This is a genomic window from Micromonospora sp. SD12, assembly GCF_052068495.1.
GTDB lineage: Bacteria > Actinomycetota > Actinomycetes > Mycobacteriales > Micromonosporaceae > Micromonospora > Micromonospora echinofusca.
Map to the genome: position 1 here is coordinate 188,659 of NZ_JBQHDF010000007.1, position 17,470 is coordinate 206,128.

A 17,470-nucleotide genomic window follows, 5' to 3' on the forward strand; every position below is an offset into this window, starting at 1 on the left:
CGGCACGGCGCAGGACGGCACCGCACAGGGTGGCGCGGCGGGGGCACCGGCGACCTCGGGGCCGGGCTGGCGCTCCCTCGACGTCGGCTCGCCGTTCGACTACGGCCGGCAGGGCATCCTGTACGTCGCCGCGCACCTGCCCCGACCCAGCGTCTCCGGGCTGCCCGACGCGGCCGGCGAGGAACTGCTGACGCTGGTCACCGCGCTCGGCGGGCGTACGCTCGGCCTCTTCTCCTCCCGGCGGGCCGCGCAGCAGGCGGCGGAGCTGCTGCGCGCGCGGACCGACCTGCCCGTCCTGCTCCAGGGCGAGGAGGCCCTGCCGCTGCTGGTACGCCGGTTCCGGGAGGAGAAGTCCAGCTGCCTGTTCGGGGTGATGTCGCTCTGGCAGGGGGTCGACGTGCCGGGCGACTCCTGCCAGCTGGTGGTCATCGACCGGCTGCCCTTCCCCCGGCCGGACGAGCCGCTGGCGGCGGCGCGGGCCGCCGCGGTGGACGCCGGCGGCGGGTCGGGTTTCGCGGCGGTCAGCGTGCCGATCGCCGCGATCCGGCTGGCCCAGGGTGTGGGTCGGTTGATCCGGTCGACGGGCGACAAGGGCGTGGTGGCGGTGCTCGACTCGCGCCTGGAGACCGCCCGGGGCTACGGGGCGTTCCTGCGCCGGTCGCTGCCGCCGTTCTGGTACACCACCCGGCCGGAGGTCGCCCGCGGCGCACTCGAACGCCTCGCCAGGTCCTGACCCGCGCGACCCGTCCCGTCGGCCTCGACCCGCCCCGTCGGCCGGGGCCTGCGACGGCGAGCGGGCGGCCTCCCCGCCTCGTCGGCCCGGGCCTGCGACGGCGAGAGGGCGGCCTCCCGGCTCGGGAGACCGCCCTCTCGGCGGTTGTGCGGATCGCGCCCGGGGCGCGGGGTCAGGGCGCCTGGGAGGCGACGACGACGGCGTCGGGCGGGGTGTCCGGGACGGTACGGGCGGCGAGCCGGCGCACGGCCGTGTTGAGCACGGCGATCAGCGGCACCGACACCAGCGCGCCGGTGATCCCGGCGAGGACCACGCCGGCCGCGATGCCGATGATGACCGCGAGCGGGTGGATGGCCACCGCCCGGCCCATGATCAGCGGCTGGAGGAGGTGTCCCTCCACCTGCTGCACCCCGATCACGGCGCCGAGGATGATCAGCGCCGTCACCGGGCCGCTGTCGACCAGCGCGACCAGGACCGCGACCACGCCCGACAGGGTCGCTCCGACGATCGGGATGAACGCCCCGAGGAAGACCAGGGCGGCGAGCGGGAAGGCGAACGGGATGTCGAAGATGACGAGGAAGATGCCGATGCCGACCGCGTCGATGAAGGCGACCAGCACGGTCGCCCGGACGTAGGCGACCAGCGTCGCCCAGGACGCCCGCCCGGCGTCGTCGACCTTCCAGCGGGCGGCGACCGGCAGCAGCCGGACCAGGAAGCGCCAGATCTTGTTGCCGTCGCGCAGGAAGAAGAAGGTGGCGAAGAGCACCAGCAGCGTGCCGGTCAGCACCTCAGCCAGCGTGGCGGCCGTGGAGAGGGCGCCGCTGGTGAACCTCTCGGTGTTGTTGTTGATCCACTTCTGGCCCTCGTCGATGTAGTTGTCGAGCTGGCCGTCGGAGAGGTGCAGCGGCCCGGTCTTCAGCCAGTCCTGGATCTGCCGGACGCCCTCGGAGGACTTCTTGCTCAGCTCCGGCACGCCCTGGATGAACTCGTTCACCACCAGGGTCAGCGTGCCGATCACCCCGGCCAGGCCGCCCACCAGCACCACCGCCGTCGCCATGGACCGCGGGAAGCGGGCCCGCAGCAGCCAGCCGACCGCCGGCGCGAGCAGCGCCGAGAGCAGCAGTGCGACGGCCAGCGGGATGACCACGATCCGGACGGTGCCGACGATCTTCAACAGCGCCCAGGCGACGACGCCGATCACGATCAGCCGCCAGGACCACGCGGCGGCGATCCGCAACGCGTGCGGCACGTCCGCGTCGTCGCGGCTGGAGGTGGAGTTGTGCATGGCACCGGGCGGCGGGGCGCCGACCACGGTCGCGGACGGCGCAGCCGCCGGTCCGGGGGACGTCGGCGAGGCCACGCCGGCCGGTTCGGGGACGTCGGCCGGGTCCGCGCGGCGGGCGCGCGCCGACTCCCGGCCCGACTCGTACGCGCGACGGAGCCGTCCGCGTATCTGCTCGAAGCGGCTCAAGCGCACCTCCTGGCAAGAGAACCGGCCCGCCCATGCCGATGGGCGGACAGGATACGTCCGACGACGCCACCGTAGGGCAGGTCCGCCACACATTGCCCCCGGCCCCCGGCGCGTAACCGCCCACGGCCGACCGACCGGGACACGGTAGCGTTTCCGGCGTGACCGCCGACCAGAATCTCGACTCCGGGCTGCCGATCCGCCTGCTGCACGACCGCGTGCTGGTGCGGATGGAGGGCAGCGAGGGTGAGCGACGCTCGACCGCCGGCATCGTGATCCCGGCGACCGCCGCCGTGGGCAAGCGCCTGGCCTGGGCCACCGCCGTGGGGGTGGGGCCGAACGTACGCGCCATCGTCTCGGGCGACCGGGTCCTCTTCGACCCCGACGACCGCTCCGAGGTCGAGTTGCACGGCCGCGGGTACGTACTGCTGCGCGAGCGCGACGTGCACGCCGTGGCCGCCGAGCGGGTGGAGAACGACTCCACCGGCCTCTACCTCTGATCCCGTCCCCTCCCCACCCGCCCGGATGAGGGCGTCGGTGCCGTTTGCGTCGCTCCCGGCCGGGAAGCCAGCCGCACCACCGGCCCTGGGGAGGGACGATGCCGGTACTCGTGAAGAAGATTCTGCTCTGGGGGAGCGTCGCGTTCCTGATCTACTTCATGGCCTTCCGGCCGGAGGGCGCGGCGGAGATGTTCAAGGCGATCGGAGCGGGACTGATGGCGATGGCGCAGGGCCTCGGTGACTTCCTCACCAGCCTGATGACCTGACGACCGGGGCCGGCCCGAGCGGGGCGGCCCCGGTAGCGGGTCCGGGGGCCCCGGGCGTCCGCGTCAGTGGCGGCCGGGGGGCCACGGCGCCGGCGGGCGCTGGCCGTACCAGCCGGGCGGGCCGGGCGGGCCGTACCAGCCGGCCGGGGGCGGCGGGGGAGACGCGACGAGCACCACCGGGATCGGCACGACGGGCTCGTCCGGCGCCTCGACCGAACGCTGCGTGCCGTCCGGGAAGCGCAGGTGGTAGCGCTGCCCGTCCCAGATCCCCACCGGCACCTGCGGGTCCCGGCCCACGAAGAACGACCGGTACGCGCCGATCGCCTCCAGCAGCTCCCGTTCCTCCCGCGCGGTCCGCTCCCGGTCAGCCGGGCGCCGGTCCAGGCCGCGTAGCGCGCCGTCGCGCAGCAGCGCCAGCCGGGTAGCCGCGAACTGGTAGCCGCGCATCGCCTTCAGCCCGCCGTCGCCGGCCACCCGCTTGGCCCACACCCGGGCCGCGTGCCGCCGTCCCAGGCTGCTCAGCGCCGCCACCTCCGGCGGGGTGAGCCAGCCCGCCCGGACGTAGTCCGGCAGGGTCCGCTCGGTGAGCCGCCCCTCCCAGGCCCGTAGCCACACGGCGAGCCCGACCATGCCGAAGAAGACCGGCACCATCACGCCGATGAAGCCGTACAGCATGATCAGCGTCTCGCCGGTGGCCTGGGTGAGCGTCGGCAGCAGGTTCCACAGCCCGTGCAGCATCATCGCCAGGAGCAGGCCGGCGAGCGGGGCGAGCACCCGCACCCACCGGTCGGCGGCGCGCGCGGCGATGCCCAGCCCCACCCCGGTCATCGAGGTGAAGAGCGGGTGGGCGAAGCCGAAGAGCAGGATCCGGACGATGAAGATGGCGATGACCTGCTGGGTGCCGGTCGCCGGCCCGTACCGCTCCACGCCGCTGGCGTAGCCGTAGCCGCCCAGGTAGAGGATGTTCTCCACCATGGCGAACCCGACCGCGGAGAGCCCGCAGTAGACCAGGGCGTCGGTGATCCCGGAGATCTCGCGACGGCGGAAGATCAGCAGCAGGATCGGCCCGAGGGCCTTGGTCAGCTCCTCGATGAACGGCGCCACCAGCACCGCGGTCAGCGCGGTGGGCAACCCCCAGTCCTCGAACAGCCCGGCGGAGAACTCGTTGACGGTCAGCGAGGCCGCGGTGGAGACGAACGCGCCCCAGGCGAAGCAGAAGATCAGGTACTTGAGGGGTTCTGGCTCGTAGCGGTCCAGCCAGAGGAAACAACCCACCAGCACCGGCACCGGGAGGATCGCGGCGACCACGCCGATCAACAGCGCCTCGACGCCGAGGTTCTCCCCCAGCGTGAAGACCATGAACAGCGCGCACGCCGCGATGAACAGGACGGTGCCGGCCAGCACCAGGGCCCGACGCCACCCCAGCCGACGCAGCGGCATCCGGGGCCCGGCCCCGCCGGGCGGCGGAACGGCGGGCGCGGTCGGCGACGGCAGGGACGCGCCGGGCGGGGTGTCGGCCATGCGGTCAGCGTAGCCATCCCGGGCCGGCTGGTCCGGTCGCATCGACCCGGCTATGCTGCCGGCAGGTCACGAGCGCCAGCGTCAAGCCCCGGCTTGCTGGCCGGCAACCCTCGTCGAGTTCGCGGTGGGGTGCCCCGGGTGATGACCGGGCCCGGCCCGATCCGCGCGCCGGGCAAGCGCGGACCCCGCCCGTGTGCGCCCACCCGGGGTCCTGGACCCCGGAGGTCGGCCGTGACCGTCACCCTCGTACCCCCGCCCGCGCCGCAGCCGCCCGCCGTCGCCGGCCCGCTCGACGTGCTCGGCGTACCCGGGCAGGTGAACCTCGACTACGCGGCCACCGCGCCGTGCGCGCGGGCCGCGGCCGACGCGGTGGCCGAACTGCTGCCCTGGTACGCCAGCGTGCACCGCGGCGCCGGGGCGCTGTCGCGGCGCTGCACCCTCGCCTACGAGCGCGCCCGGCAGACGGTCGGCGACTTCCTCGGCGCCCGCGCCGGCGACCACGTGGTCTTCACCCGCAACACCACGGACGCGCTGAACCTGCTGGCCCGGGCGCTGCCCGCCGGCACGACGGTGGTGACCTTCGGCGGGGAGCACCACGCCAACCTGCTGCCCTGGCCGCGTGGCTCGGTGCGGCTGCCGGTGCCCGCGGAGCCCGCCGGGGCGGTACGCGCGCTCGACGCCGCGCTCGGCGAGCTGCGCAGGCCGGCCGCCGCCGGCCACCGGCCCGCCCGCCCCGGCGCCGAACACGGGCCGCCCGTGCTGGTGGCGGTGACCGCCGCCAGCAACGTGACCGGCGAGCGCTGGCCGGTGGCCGAGCTGGCCCGGGTGGCGCGGCGACACGGGGCCCGGATCGCGGTGGACGCCGCGCAGCTCGCCCCGCACGCGCCGGTCGACGTCGCCGACCTCGACGTCGACTACATCGCGCTCTCCGGCCACAAGCTGTACGCGCCCTTCGGCGCGGGGGTACTCGTCGGGCGGGCGGACTGGCTGGACGCCGCACCGCCGTACCTGGCCGGCGGGGGCGCCACCAGCCACGTCGGGGCCGCCACCCACGACGTGCGGTGGGCGACCGGCCCGGCCCGGCACGAGGCGGGCACCCCGAACCTGCTCGGCGCGGTCGCCCTGGCGGCGGTCTGCGCCGCCCTGGGAGACGCCGACCGGGTCGCCCTGCACGACGCCGAGCAGGCCCTGCTGGCCCGGCTGCGCGAGGGCGTCGCGGCCCTGCCGCACGTGGTGGAGCTGCGCACGTTCGGGCCGGCGGCGCCCCGGGTGGGCATCGTGTCGTTCGTGGTGGCCGGCCGGGACTCGGCACAGGTGGCGACGGAGCTGGCCGCGACGTACGACATCGGGGTGCGCGACGGCCTCTTCTGCGCCCACCCGCTGGCCCGGCGGCTGCTCGACGAGGCGGCCGCCCGCAGCGGCCGGCGGGACCTGCCGCCGACCGCCCTGCGGGCCAGCATCGGACTGGGCAGCACGACCGGGCACGTGGACCGGCTGCTCGCCGCCCTCGCCGCGCTGGCCTGACGGGCCCGGGAGGCGACCCTGCCGGCCCGGGAGCCCACTGTGCCCGCAGCGGCGGGCCGGCGGGCGCGCGAGGTCGGCGGGCGGGGCGGCGCGGAGCTGTCAGGCCTGCTTCGCCACGGGTGCCGGCGTGCGGCCGCGGGTGCGCTGGATCAGCACGACGCACGCCAGCACCGCCAGCGCCGCCGCGATCGAGGCGGGGGTGACGGCCTCGCCCAGCAGCAGCGCCGACCAGAGCAGGGTGAGCACCGGCTGCGCGAGCTGGATCTGGCCGACCTGCGCGACGCCGCCCCGGGCCAGGCCCGCGTACCAGGCGAAGAAGCCCAGGAACATGGAGACCGCGGTGAGGTATCCGAACGCGGACCAGGTGACGGCGTCGGCGTGCGGTGGGGCGGCCACGGCGGCGACGACCGTGACCGGCACGGTGACCGGCAGGGAGAGCAGCAACGCCCAGCAGATCGTCCGGGCGCCACCCAGTTCCCGGGCCAGCGCGCCGCCCTCGGCGTATCCCAGGCCGCACAGCACGACCGCCGCGAGCAGGAACAGGTCGGGCGGGGCGACCGCACCGCGCACCGCACCGCTGGCGCCGAGGAAGGCGAGCACCGCCAGCAGCCCGCCGGCGCTCGCGACCCAGAACAGTGCCGGCGGTCGCTCACCGGCCCGCAGCACGGCGAACACGGCCGTCATGGCGGGCAGCACGGTGATGACGACCGCGCCGTGCGCGGAGGTCTGGGTGATGAGCGCCAGCGAGGTGAACAGCGGGAAGCCGACGACGACGCCGAGGGCGACGACGGTCAGCCGCCGCCACTGGGCGCGGGTGGGGCGCGGGGCGGCGGTGAATCGCAGGTACGCCACCGCCAGCAGCCCCGCGCCGACGGCCCGGCCGAAGGCGACGAACCACGGGTCGAGCTGCTGCACGGCGACGCGGGTGGCGGGCAGCGACATGCTGAAGGCGAGTACGCCCAGCGCGCCCAGGGCGAGACCGACCGTCCGGTCCGCCGTTACCGCGTTTCGGACGGTAGCGCTACTCTTGTCGTTCATGAATGACGGTAACGCAGTCGGACGTGTCAGCCAAGATCTGCGCGGGCTCGTCGCCGTCGCCGAGCCCGGCACGCGGCTGCCCTCGGTGCGCGAGCTGACCGCCCGCCACCACGCCTCACCGGTCACCGTCGCCAAGGCCATCCGGCAGCTCGTGGCCGAGGGATTGATCGAGACCCGGTCCGGCAGGGGAACCTTCGTGGCCGCCCCGCCGCGCGAGTGGCGGGTGCCCGACCTGTCGTGGCAGACCGTGGCGCTCGGCCCCCGCCGGCCGGGCGAGGACGAGATGCAGGCGCTACTGGCGTTACCGCCCGCAGGAGCGATCCTGCTGTCGGGCGGCTACCTCGACGCGGAACTTCAACCCGCCGCCGCGCTCGGTGCCGCGCTCACCCGCGCCGCCCGGCAGCCCGCGTCCTGGCAGCGGGGGCCGGCCGAGGGACGCGAGGACCTGCGCGCCTGGTTCGCCCGCGAGGCCGGGGCCGGGCTGCGCGCCGAGGACATGGTGATCTGCCCGGGCGGGCAGGCCGCGCTGTCGTCCGCGCTGCGGGCGCTCGCCGCGCCCGGCGACACCCTGCTCGTCGAGTCGCCGACCTACCTGGGCGCGCTCGCCGCCGCCCGGGCCGCCGGCCTGCGGGTGGTGCCCGTGCCCGCCGACGCCGACGGCGTACGGCCCGACCAGCTCGCCGCCGCGTTCGCCCGTACGGGCGCCCGGCTGTTCTACTGCCAGCCGCTGCACGCCAACCCGCACGGCGCGACCCTGGCGGGGCACCGCCGGGCCCGGGTCGCCGAGGCCGTACGCGACGCCGGGGCGTTCCTGATCGAGGACGACTACGCCCGCGACCTCACCATCGACGGCCAGGCCCCGCCGCCGCTGGCCGCCGACGACCCCGACGGGCACGTCGTCTACCTGCGCTCGCTGACCAAGTCGACCGCCCCCGGGTTGCGCGTCGCGGCGATCGGCGCCCGGGGCCCGGCCGGCGCCCGGCTGCGGGCGGCCCGGCTGCTCGACGACTTCTTCGTCGCCGGCCCGCTGCAACAGGCCACGCTCGAGTTCGTCACCGCCCCGGCCTGGACGCGGCACCGCCGCGCCCTGCGCACCGCCCTGCGGGCCCGCCGCGAGGCGTTGCTGGCCGCGCTCCGCCGGCACCTGCCGGAACTCGCCCGGCAGCCGGTCCCGCGCGGCGGCATGCACCTCTGGGTCCGCCTGCCCGAGGGCACCGACGACGTGGCGCTGGCCGCCGCCGCGGCCGCCGAGGGCGTCATCGTCTTTCCCGGCCGCCCCTGGTACGCCGCCGAGCCCCCGGCGGCGCACCTGCGCCTCACCTACGCCGCCGCCGGACCCGAGCTGATGGACGAGGCCGTCCGCCGCCTCGCCCGCGCCCTGCGGGCCTGAGCGGGCCCACGGGGCGTACGGGTCAGCCGAGCGGCGGGGCGGCGGGCGGCTTCGGGGCGTCGTCGGGCTTCCCCTGACCGCGTGGCCCGTCCTGGTCGCCGAAGGACTGCCGGACGCCACGGTTGGCCTCCTCCTGCGTGAGGCCGGAGGCCACCATGATGTCGCTGGCGGTGGTGCGCACCTGCGCGACCACCACGCTGCCGGAGAAGCCGACCCCCTCGGCGTACGCCCGGCCGGCCTCGCTGACCGCGCGCAGCGCCCGCTCCCGCGCCTGCTCCGGCTCCTCGCCGACGGCGAACTCGTGCTTGAGCAGGCGTACCGACTCGGCGAGGTGGGCCACCGCGTCCGGCATCGTCTCCGGGATCGGCTCCTCGTCCTCGATCAGGGTGACCGCGCGGCGGGTCAGCGTGCCGGCGTTGCGCATCGCCCGGTCGACCGGGCCGGCCGCCTCGGCGTAGTGGGTGAGTTCGTCGCGCCGGTGCCAGCGGACCGGCGAGAGCATGGCGGTCTCCTTCGCCCCGTCGATGGCCTCGGTGAAGGCGGACAGCTCCTCCTGGTTGTCGCGGAGCCGGTCCAGGGCCCGCTGGGCCTTGGCCTGGTCCCGGTCCCGCAGGGCGTCCGCGGTGGCGTCGAGCTGGGCGGCGAGCAGGTCCAGGGCCGGCCGGGCGGCCCGGTTGATGACCCGCAGCGGGTTGAGCGGCAGCAGGATCGCGGTGACCAGCAGCGCGACCCCACCGCCGACGAACGCGTCGATGAACCGGGGGATCTCCAGGTCCTGGGTCGACGGGGTGAGCGTGACGATCAGCACCGCCGTGGCCGCCGCCTGGATGACGATGGCCACGCTGGCGCCGGCGAAGACGGTCAGCATGATGGCCAGGGTGACCACCACGCCGAGCTGCCACGGGCCGGTGCCGACGAAGTAGATGATGAGGTCGCCGACGGCGACCCCGATCGCCACCCCGACGATCAGCTCCACCGTGCGGCGGAACCGCTGGCCGACCGAGGCGGCGAGGGTGCCGACCGCGGAGATCGGCGCGAAGACCGGCTGCGGGTTGCCGAGCAGCTCGTGCGCCGCCAGCCAGGACAGCCCGGCGGCGAGGCCGGCCTGCACGGCGAGGCCCATCGCCATCCGCAGCCGGTGCAGGCGGTCGTGCAGCGTGGCCTTGCCATGGTGCCGCAGGGTCCGCAGGGCCTGGGAGACCCGGGCCGTGTCGAGATCCTTGCCCCGGTCACCCAGGGCGGCACGTCGCGCCACTGAGGGTCGACGGTCCCGGGCCACGGCCATGGCGGGGACTACCCGTGCCGCGCCGGGTGAATCCTCGGCGCCGACGGCGGTACGGCAGACTCGACCGGGTGGCCGACCTTCTCGACCGGTGGCGGGCCGCGGCCCGGGGAGCCGGGGCCGCCGACACCGCCGAGCTGACCCAGATCGGCGCGGACCTGCTGGTTCGCTGGCGGGAGCCGCACCGGCACCACCACGACACCCGCCACCTGACGGCCGTCCTCGACGTCGTCGACGCGTACGCGCCGGCCGCCGGGCGGCCGGACCTGGTGCGTCTCGCTGCCTGGTGCCACGACGCCGTCTATGATCCGCGCGCCGGGGGCGACGCCAACGAGCGCGACAGCGCGGCGCTCGCCGGCACGCTGCTCGCGCGGGCGGGCCTGCCGGCCGACGCCGTGGCGGAGGTACGCCGGCTGGTGCTGCTCACCGCCGGGCACGCCGTGGACCCGGGCGACGCCGACGGATCGCTGCTCTGCGACGCCGACCTCGCGATCCTGGCCGCGCCCCCCGAGGCGTACGACCACTACGCCGCGGCGATCCGCCGGGAGTACGCGCACGTGCCCGAGCCGGCCTTCCGGGCGGGCCGGGCCCGGGTGCTGGCCGGGCTGCTCGCCCTGCCGGCGCTGTTCCGGCTGCCGCCGCTGGCGCGGCGCTGGGAGTCGCCGGCCCGCGCCAACCTGACCCGCGAGCTGGCCGCCCTGTCCCTGCCTTGATCTCCTCCGGCGCCGGGGCGGTCGGACGGTCGCCGACGGGGGCGGTAGCGGCGGGTCACCACCGGCAGAGGACGGCAGCGGCGGGTCAGCGCGGGCGCAGGGCGGCAGCGGCGGGTCAGCGCGGGCGCAGGGCGGGAAGCGCGGCGTCGCCGGGCGAGCGGGTGGCGGGCGGTTCGGGGCGGGGCTGGGTGGCGGGCGGTTCGGGGCGCGGGCGGACCAGGTGCTTGGGGCGGCGCAGGCCGGCCTGACGCAGCAGGCGCACCAGCTCCCGGCTCGGCACCACCCGCGCGCCCAGCCAGACCGCCATGGCGAACCGTTCGGCGGGGATGTCGTAGTGGTCCCGGTCGAACCCCCGCCGGGACACGCCCAGCGTCTCGGCGAAGACGTGCAGCTCGGCGGGCGAGACGTCGCTGATCAGGTGGGACCAGAGCCGCCCCCGCCACGGCCAGGCGGGCCGGTCCAGGTAGAGCATGTCGGCCAAGCTACCCGCGCCGGGGAGCGGTTGGTGATCGCCCGGAACCGGTCGTAGCCTCGGCGGCATGGCCGGATCCCCTCTCCTCGACGACCTGCGGGCGGCGCTCGGCGACGACGCCGTGCTGACCGACCCGGACCTGCTGCGCACACACGAGCGGGACGAGGCCGACCTCTGCGCCGCCGGCACGCCCCTGGTCGTGGTCCGTCCGCGCAGCACCGCGCAGGTGGCCGCCGCGGTACGGGCCGCCGCGCGGCACGGCGTACCGGTGGTGCCGCAGGGGGCGCGCACCGGGCTGGCCGGCGCGGCCAACGCCGTCGACGGCGCGATGGTGCTGAGCACCGTCGCCATGGACGCCGTCCTGGAGATCGACCCGGTGAGCCGGATCGCCGTGGTGCAGCCCGGCGTCGTCAACGCGACGCTCGCCGCCGCCGTGGCGAAGCAGGGGCTGTGGTACCCGCCCGACCCCGGTTCCTGGGAGTCGTCGACGATCGGTGGGAACGTCGCCACCAACGCCGGCGGCATGTGCTGCGTCAAGTACGGGGTCACCACCGAGTACGTGCTGGGCCTGGAGGTGGTGCTCGCCTCCGGCGAGGTGCTGCGCACCGGCCGGCGTACCGCCAAGGGCGTGGCCGGCTACGACCTCACCCGGCTCTTCGTCGGCTCCGAGGGCACCCTCGGCGTGATCACCGAGGTGACCGTGGCGCTGCGGCCCGCCCCGGCGGAGTCGCTGACGATGGTGGCGGTCTTCCCGTCCACGGCCGCCGCCGGCGCGGCCGTCGCCGAGATCGCCGCCCGGGGACTCTCGCCCAGCCTGCTGGAGCTGCTCGACCGGACGCACCTGCGGGCGATCGAGGCGTACCGGCCGATGGGGCTGCGCACGGACGCGCAGGCGCTGCTGCTGGCCGCCGCCGACACCGGTTCCCGTGCGGCCGACGACCTGGCCGGGCTGGCCGCGGTCTGCGAGGCGGCCGGCGCCGACGAGGTCTACGCGGCCACCGACGCCGTGGAGGCGGCGGCCCTGTTGCAGGCCCGCCGGCTCGCCCACCCGGCGATGGAGAGGTTCGCGGCCCAGACGTACCCGGGTGGCAACGGCGGCCTGGTCATCGACGACGTGGCGGTGCCCCGGGGCGCCCTGGCCGCGCTGCTCGACGGGGTGGCCCGGATCGCGGTGGAGTGCGACGTGCCGATCGGCGTGGTCGGCCACGCCGGCGACGGCAACATGCACCCGAACATCGTGGTGGACCGGGCCGACCCGGCGAGCCTCGAACGCGGCCGGCGCGCGTTCGACGAGATCATGCGCCTCGGCCTGGACCTGGGCGGCACCTGCACCGGCGAGCACGGCGTGGGCCTGCTCAAGCGGGACTGGCTGGCCCGGGAGATCGGCCCGGTGGGCGTACGGGTGCACCAGGCGATCAAGGCCGCCCTGGACCCGGCCGGCCTGCTCAACCCCGGCAAGGTCCTCTGACGGCACGGACGGCCGAGCCGCGGACCGGCGGGCCCGGGCGTCAGGCGGTCGGCTCGGCCGGGGTGGCCTGGGTGAGCAGGAGCAGGATCTCGTGGGCGATCGGCGGGTGCTCCTCCCCCGGGCAGTCCTGCGACGTGACCAGGCCGACCGAGGTGACCAGGCTGGAGGTGAGCGCGTCGATGCAGGTGACCTGGTAGCGCCGGACCTGGTCGGTCTCCTTCGCCAACCCCGGGTCGGCGAGCAGTCCCTGGAGCCGGGTGACGTGCTCCGGGCCGAGGACGCCGGTCGACGTCACGCCGTCGCCGGCGCAGTCGACGCACTCCCACCTGCCGTCCGGTGCCACGTTGAGCGTGCGCAGCGGGCCGTTCGTGCCGACCCGCTGGAGGAGGCTGACCTCGCCCTTCCCGGCGGTCGCCGCGCCGCCGGGCCCCGATCGCGACGCCCCGGTGCCGGCCGGCCCCGGCGCGGGGCCGTCGTCGGCGTTTCCGGGCAGCGAGCAGCCGGCGAGGGCGGCGACCAGCAGGGCGGCGACGGGCACGCGTACCGCACGCGACCGGGAAGCGGAGGGCACGCGCCGGAACCTATCCCACCGCAGGTGGAGGCCGTAACCGCTGACCGGGGTCCGGGCGGTGAAGGTAGGGGGTGACCGGGGCCCGGCCGGTCAGCGCGACGAGGACGGCAGTTCGGCCTGGTCGTCGTCGGCGCCCCGGTCGGCCGCGAAGCCCCGCACGTCGGGCGCACCGAGCCGGGCGGCGTCGGCGGTGGCGTCGTCGGGCATCAGCTGGGACTGGCGTTCTGCCTCCACCCGGGCCCGGTAGTGCTCCACCTCGCGGGCCCGGGTCGCCCCGTCCCAGCCGAGCACCGCGCCCATCAGCTCGGCCGCGTGGCCCGCCGACTCCAGGCCCCGGTGCGTCGTCTCGAAGGAGATCCGGGTACGCCGGGTGAGCACGTCCTCCAGGTGCAGCGCCCCCTCGGCGCGGGCCGCGTACGTCACCTCGGCGGCGAGGTATTCCGGGGCGCCGGCCAGCGGGGAGGCGAGCAGCGGGTCCGCGTCGATCAGCGCGAGCAGGTCGCGGGTGAGGGTGCCGTAGCGCTCCAGCAGGTGCTCGATGACCCCGACCGGCACCCCGTGCCGGCGGGCCAGGTCCGCCCGGTCCCGCCACATCGCCGGGAAGCCGTCGGCGCCGAGCAGCGGCAGGTCGGCGGTGCGGGAGGGGCGTACGGCACCGAGCCGGTGGGCGGCCCGGTCGACCACGTCGGAGGCCATCACCCGGTACGTCGTGTACTTCCCGCCGGCGACCAGCAGCAGACCGAGCATCGGCTCGAAGACGGCGTGCTCGCGGGACAGCTTGGAGGTGGAGTCGGCCTCGCCGGCCAGCAGCGGGCGCAGCCCGGCGTAGACCCCCTCGATGTCGGCCGTCGTGAGCGGCCGGTCGAGCACCGTGTTGACCTGCTCCAGCAGGTATTCGATGTCCCGCGCGGAGGCCGCCGGGTGGGACCGGTCCAGGCGCCAGTCGGTGTCGGTGGTGCCGATGATCCAGTGCCCGCCCCACGGGATGACGAAGAGCACGCTGGTGGCCGTACGCAGGATCAGCCCGGCCTCGCCGGTGATCGCCGAGCGGGGCACCACCAGGTGCACGCCCTTGGAGGCCCGGACGCGGATGCCGGGGCGCAGCCCCACGTCGTTCAGCATCCGCGACATGTCGTCGCTCCACACGCCGGTGGCGGCGATGACGGTGCGGGCGCGTACCTCGAACTCGGCGTCCGGGGAGCCGGCGGGCGCCTCCAGGTCGCGGACCCGGACGCCGGTGACCTCGCGGGCCTGCCGGATGAGCCCGACCGCCCGGGTGCTGTTCACCACGGTCGCGCCGAGGCTGGCCGCCGTGCGGGCCAGCGTCACCACCAGCCGGGCGTCGTCGACCTGCCCGTCGTAGTAGCGGATCGCGCCGGCCACCGCGTCGGCCCGCAGGCTCGGGAAGACGCGGCGGGCGCCCTCGCGGGTCAGGTGCCGGTGCAGCGGCATGCCGCGCCCACCGCCGAAGACCCCGGCGAAGGCGTCGTACGCCGCCACGCCGGCGCCGTAGTACGAGCGGCGCAACACCCGGGCCGGCAGGCCGCGCACGCCCCGCCCGTCGGGCAGCGGCACCAGGATGGGCACCGGCCGGACCAGGTGCGGGGCCAGCCGGGTGGCGAGCAGCCCGCGCTCGGTGAGCGCCTCGTGCACCAGGTGGAACTCCAACTGCTCCAGGTAGCGCAGGCCCCCGTGGATGAGCTTGCTGGAGCGGCTGGAGGTGCCGGCGGCGTAGTCGCGCGCCTCCACCAGAGCCACCTTCAGCCCCCGCGAGGCGGCGTCCAGGGCGGCGCCCGCCCCGGTCGCGCCACCGCCGATGACCAGCACGTCGAAGCGTTCGGCGCGCAGGCGGCGCAGGTCGGCGGCCCGGCGCTCGGGGGAGAGTTGGCCGGCCGTCGTTCGGGACACGTTGGGGTCACGCACCCGTCCACGGTAACCGTCGCCGCCACCGGGCGGCACGGCCCGTCCGCGCCGTACTGTCGCAGGATGGAGGTCGACCCCCCGTTTCCCGCCGGTCAGCCCGTCCCGCGCCCGGCGGCCGCGCCGGGCCGGTCGAGCCCCTGGCCGGTGGTGGCGGCGGTGGTCACCGGCTGCTGGACCGTCGGGGTCGTCGTCGTGGGCCAGAGCGGCGGGTGGCTGGCCGACCAGGTCGTGCTGGCCTCCGGGCTGGACCGGGTGGTCTGGCTCTGGCCGGCGACGGTGCTGTTCACCGTGCTGCTGGTCGGCGCCCCCGCGCTGTCGCTCGCCCTGCTGCCGCGCTCGGCGACGGTCCGTGCCGCCGGCCGGGCCTGGCTGGCGGCGGCGCTCGTGCTCGCCGCGCTGGGGCTGCTCCGGACGATCCCGCCGGTGCACCACGAGGCGTACCTCGCCGCGCTCGCCGCCACGGCCGGCCTGGCCGCCCTCGTCCTGCGGACGCTGGGCCGCCGCGCGGCCGCCAGGCCGCCCGGGGCATCAGCACCGCCCGGGGCGTCCGCGCCGGCCGTCACCATGCCCGCGACGCCCGGGGCGTCCGCGCCGGCCGCCACGCTGCTCGGGGCGGCCGGCGGGCTGGCGCTGCTGCTGCCCTGGGTCTGGGTGGGGGCGCTCGGCGGGCTGCTGGAGACGGTGCTCGCCGGGGTCGCGGCCGCCGCGGTCGGCGTGCTGGCCGGGGAGCTTCTCGGCGGCGCCTTCTGGTCCCGCATCGCCGTCGGCGAGCCGCCCCGGCCGGCCCCGTCGGTGCTGGTCGGTGGGCTGGTCGCCGGGGTCGCGCTGCTGCTGCTCGCCGCCGGGACCGGGCAGTCCGGCGCCCAACTGCCCCTGCTGCTGACGCTGCCTCCGGCCGGCTTCGCGCTGGCGGCCCTGCACGTGGCGGCCCGGCCGCCGGCCGCCACCCGCTACCACCGGCCCGCCAGCCCGGTCGACCCGGCGCCGGGCGCCGCCGCCGGTGGGGCGGAGGCCGCCGTGCGGCCCGCGGTCCGCTGGCTGGTCGGGCTCGGCGTACTCGGCCCGCTGGCCCTCACCGACCCGGAGGAGATCACCCTCGTCCTGGCCGGCACCCGCGACGTGCCGTTCTGGGTGGCGGCGGCAGCCGGCGCGGGGCTGGCGGTCGCGGCCGTCCTCGCCGTGGCGTACGGCGTGCTGCTGACCCGGGGCCGGCGGCCGAGCCGGCGGGTCGCCGGGGTGACCGCCGGCGTGCTGCTCGTCGCGGTCGGGGTGGTGGCCGTCGGGGCGGGCCAGCCCGGCCTGCACGGCGAGCGGCTGTTCGTGGTGCTGCGCGAGCAGGCCGATCTCGCGGGCGTGCCGGCGACGACCGGCCGGGCCGGCCGGGACGCCCGGATCGGCGAGGTCCACCGGCGGCTCGTCACGACCGCCGAGCGGACCCAGGCCGACCTGCGCCGCGACCTGCGCCGGCTGCGGCTCGACCACACCCCCTACTACCTGGTGAACGCGGTCGAGGTCGAGGGCGGGCCGGCGGTACGGGCCTGGCTGTCGCGCCGGCCGGAGGTGGCCCGGGTGCTGGTCAGCCAGCGGGTGCGACCGCTGCCCGGTCCGGCCGGCCGCAGTCGCGGCACCGCGCCCGCGCCGGCCGGACCGGGGTGGAACGTCCGGATGCTCGGCGCGGACCGGGTCTGGTCCCAGCTCGGGGTCGACGGCTCCGGGATCGTGCTGGGCAGTTCCGACTCGGGCGTGGACGGCGGGCACCCCGCGCTGGCGGGCGGCTTCCGGGGCGGCGACGACTCGTGGCACGACCCCTGGAACGGCACCCGGGCACCCACCGACGAGGGCGGGCACGGCACCCACACGGCGGGCAGCGCCGTGGGGCGGGGCGGCATCGGGGTGGCCCCGGGCGCCCGCTGGGTCGGCTGCGTGAACCTGGACCGCAACCTCGGCAACCCCGCCTACTACCTGGACTGCCTCCAGTTCATGCTGGCGCCCTTCCCGCCGGGCGGGGACCCGTTCACCGACGGGCGCCCCGCGCGCGCCCCGGACGTGCTCACCAACTCGTGGGGCTGCCCGTCGATCGAGGGCTGCGACCCGGGGGTGCTCCGGCCGGCCACCGCGGCCCTGGACGCCGCCGGCATCCTGGTCGTGGCCGCGGCCGGCAACACGGGGCCCTACTGCGGCTCGATCGACGACCCGCCCGCCCCGTACGCGGACGTGCTGACCGTGGGCGCCGTGGACCGGCAGCGCAAGGTCACCCTGTTCTCGTCGCGGGGCCCGGTGCCGGGCGCGGCCAAGCCGGACCTGGTCGCGCCGGGCGACGAGGTGCTCTCGGCGATGCCGGGCGGCGGGTACGCCACCCTGAGCGGCACGTCGATGGCGACCCCGCAGGTGGCCGGCGTGGTGGCGCTGATGTGGTCGGCCAATCCGGCGCTGGTCGGCGACCTGCCCCGCACCCGGCAGATCCTGCGGGACACCGCGACCCCGGCCGTGGCCACGTACGCGTCGTCGACGCAGACCTGCGGCGGCGACCGGAACATCACCGGCGCCGGCCTGGTCGACGCGTACGCGGCGGTGCGGGCGGCACAGGGGTGAGGGGCGGGG

General features: G+C 76.7%; 14 protein-coding genes, 1 pseudogene and 1 riboswitch. Of the genes and pseudogenes, 8 read left to right on the plus strand and 7 right to left on the minus strand.

What is annotated here, in order from left to right; translation table 11 throughout:
- Positions 1-37: 37 nt before the first annotated feature.
- Positions 38-733: pseudogene (locus tag ACTMS2_RS16570) on the plus strand (ATP-dependent DNA helicase); the annotation flags it as partial.
- A gap of 172 nt (positions 734-905) precedes the next feature.
- On the opposite strand, the gene ACTMS2_RS16575 reads toward ACTMS2_RS16570, so the two are convergent.
- Entirely contained in the window at positions 906-2,204 is a 1,299-nt protein-coding gene (locus tag ACTMS2_RS16575) for an AI-2E family transporter (protein ID WP_441176151.1), read from the minus strand.
- A gap of 158 nt (positions 2,205-2,362) precedes the next feature.
- Between ACTMS2_RS16575 and ACTMS2_RS16580 the strand changes: the two genes are divergently transcribed.
- Positions 2,363-2,701: a GroES family chaperonin gene (locus ACTMS2_RS16580; RefSeq protein WP_088998164.1), complete on the plus strand. Its 339-nt coding sequence runs from the start codon at positions 2,363-2,365 to the stop codon at positions 2,699-2,701.
- A 98-nt stretch (positions 2,702-2,799) separates the two neighbouring features.
- Positions 2,800-2,967, plus strand: a complete 168-nt coding sequence (locus tag ACTMS2_RS16585; RefSeq protein ID WP_165947924.1) for a hypothetical protein — start codon at positions 2,800-2,802, stop codon at positions 2,965-2,967.
- Positions 2,968-3,030: 63 nt separating this feature from the next.
- Here the strand turns inward: ACTMS2_RS16585 and ACTMS2_RS16590 are convergent, their stop codons facing one another.
- A complete protein-coding gene (locus ACTMS2_RS16590) occupies positions 3,031-4,530 on the minus strand; it encodes a PrsW family intramembrane metalloprotease (protein WP_441176153.1) in 1,500 nt (499 codons plus the stop codon).
- A 22-nt stretch (positions 4,531-4,552) separates the two neighbouring features.
- Positions 4,553-4,673, plus strand: a riboswitch (SAM riboswitch).
- 46 nt (positions 4,674-4,719) lie between these two features.
- Here ACTMS2_RS16590 and ACTMS2_RS16595 point away from each other — a divergent pair.
- The gene (locus ACTMS2_RS16595) at positions 4,720-6,012 is read left to right on the plus strand and encodes an aminotransferase class V-fold PLP-dependent enzyme (RefSeq protein ID WP_441176154.1); all 1,293 of its coding nucleotides are present in this window, start codon (positions 4,720-4,722) and stop codon (positions 6,010-6,012) included.
- Positions 6,013-6,111: 99 nt separating this feature from the next.
- Here the strand turns inward: ACTMS2_RS16595 and ACTMS2_RS16600 are convergent, their stop codons facing one another.
- Positions 6,112-7,050 (minus strand): DMT family transporter, encoded by a 939-nt coding sequence (locus ACTMS2_RS16600; protein WP_441176155.1) that lies wholly within the window; start codon positions 7,048-7,050, stop codon positions 6,112-6,114.
- On the opposite strand from ACTMS2_RS16600, the gene ACTMS2_RS16605 reads away from it, so the two are divergent.
- A complete protein-coding gene (locus tag ACTMS2_RS16605; RefSeq protein ID WP_441176156.1) occupies positions 7,049-8,440 on the plus strand; it encodes a PLP-dependent aminotransferase family protein in 1,392 nt (463 codons plus the stop codon). The genes ACTMS2_RS16600 and ACTMS2_RS16605 overlap by 2 nt on opposite strands.
- 22 nt (positions 8,441-8,462) lie before the next feature.
- Here the strand turns inward: ACTMS2_RS16605 and ACTMS2_RS16610 are convergent, their stop codons facing one another.
- The gene (locus ACTMS2_RS16610; protein ID WP_441176267.1) at positions 8,463-9,719 is read right to left on the minus strand and encodes an FUSC family protein; all 1,257 of its coding nucleotides are present in this window, start codon (positions 9,717-9,719) and stop codon (positions 8,463-8,465) included.
- A gap of 74 nt (positions 9,720-9,793) precedes the next feature.
- Here ACTMS2_RS16610 and ACTMS2_RS16615 point away from each other — a divergent pair, with 74 nt between their 5' ends.
- Positions 9,794-10,435: an HD domain-containing protein gene (locus ACTMS2_RS16615; RefSeq protein WP_441176157.1), complete on the plus strand. Its 642-nt coding sequence runs from the start codon at positions 9,794-9,796 to the stop codon at positions 10,433-10,435.
- A gap of 115 nt (positions 10,436-10,550) precedes the next feature.
- Here the strand turns inward: ACTMS2_RS16615 and ACTMS2_RS16620 are convergent, their stop codons facing one another.
- Positions 10,551-10,907, minus strand: a complete 357-nt coding sequence (locus ACTMS2_RS16620) for a DUF4031 domain-containing protein (RefSeq protein ID WP_441176158.1) — start codon at positions 10,905-10,907, stop codon at positions 10,551-10,553.
- Between the two features lie 67 nt (positions 10,908-10,974).
- On the opposite strand from ACTMS2_RS16620, the gene ACTMS2_RS16625 reads away from it, so the two are divergent.
- Positions 10,975-12,375: an FAD-binding oxidoreductase gene (locus ACTMS2_RS16625; protein ID WP_441176159.1), complete on the plus strand. Its 1,401-nt coding sequence runs from the start codon at positions 10,975-10,977 to the stop codon at positions 12,373-12,375.
- A 40-nt stretch (positions 12,376-12,415) separates the two neighbouring features.
- Here ACTMS2_RS16625 and ACTMS2_RS16630 read toward each other — a convergent pair whose 3' ends face one another.
- Together ACTMS2_RS16630 and ACTMS2_RS16635 are read right to left on the minus strand one after the other, a co-directional pair.
- Positions 12,416-12,946 carry a hypothetical protein gene (locus tag ACTMS2_RS16630; protein ID WP_441176160.1) on the minus strand — a complete coding sequence of 177 codons (531 nt, stop codon included), beginning with the start codon at positions 12,944-12,946 and terminating at the stop codon, positions 12,416-12,418.
- Between the two features lie 90 nt (positions 12,947-13,036).
- Entirely contained in the window at positions 13,037-14,854 is a 1,818-nt protein-coding gene (locus tag ACTMS2_RS16635; protein WP_441176268.1) for a glycerol-3-phosphate dehydrogenase/oxidase, read from the minus strand.
- Positions 14,855-14,932: 78 nt separating this feature from the next.
- Between ACTMS2_RS16635 and ACTMS2_RS16640 the strand changes: the two genes are divergently transcribed.
- Positions 14,933-17,461 carry a S8 family serine peptidase gene (locus tag ACTMS2_RS16640; RefSeq protein ID WP_441176161.1) on the plus strand — a complete coding sequence of 843 codons (2,529 nt, stop codon included), beginning with the start codon at positions 14,933-14,935 and terminating at the stop codon, positions 17,459-17,461.
- Positions 17,462-17,470 lie beyond the last annotated feature (9 nt).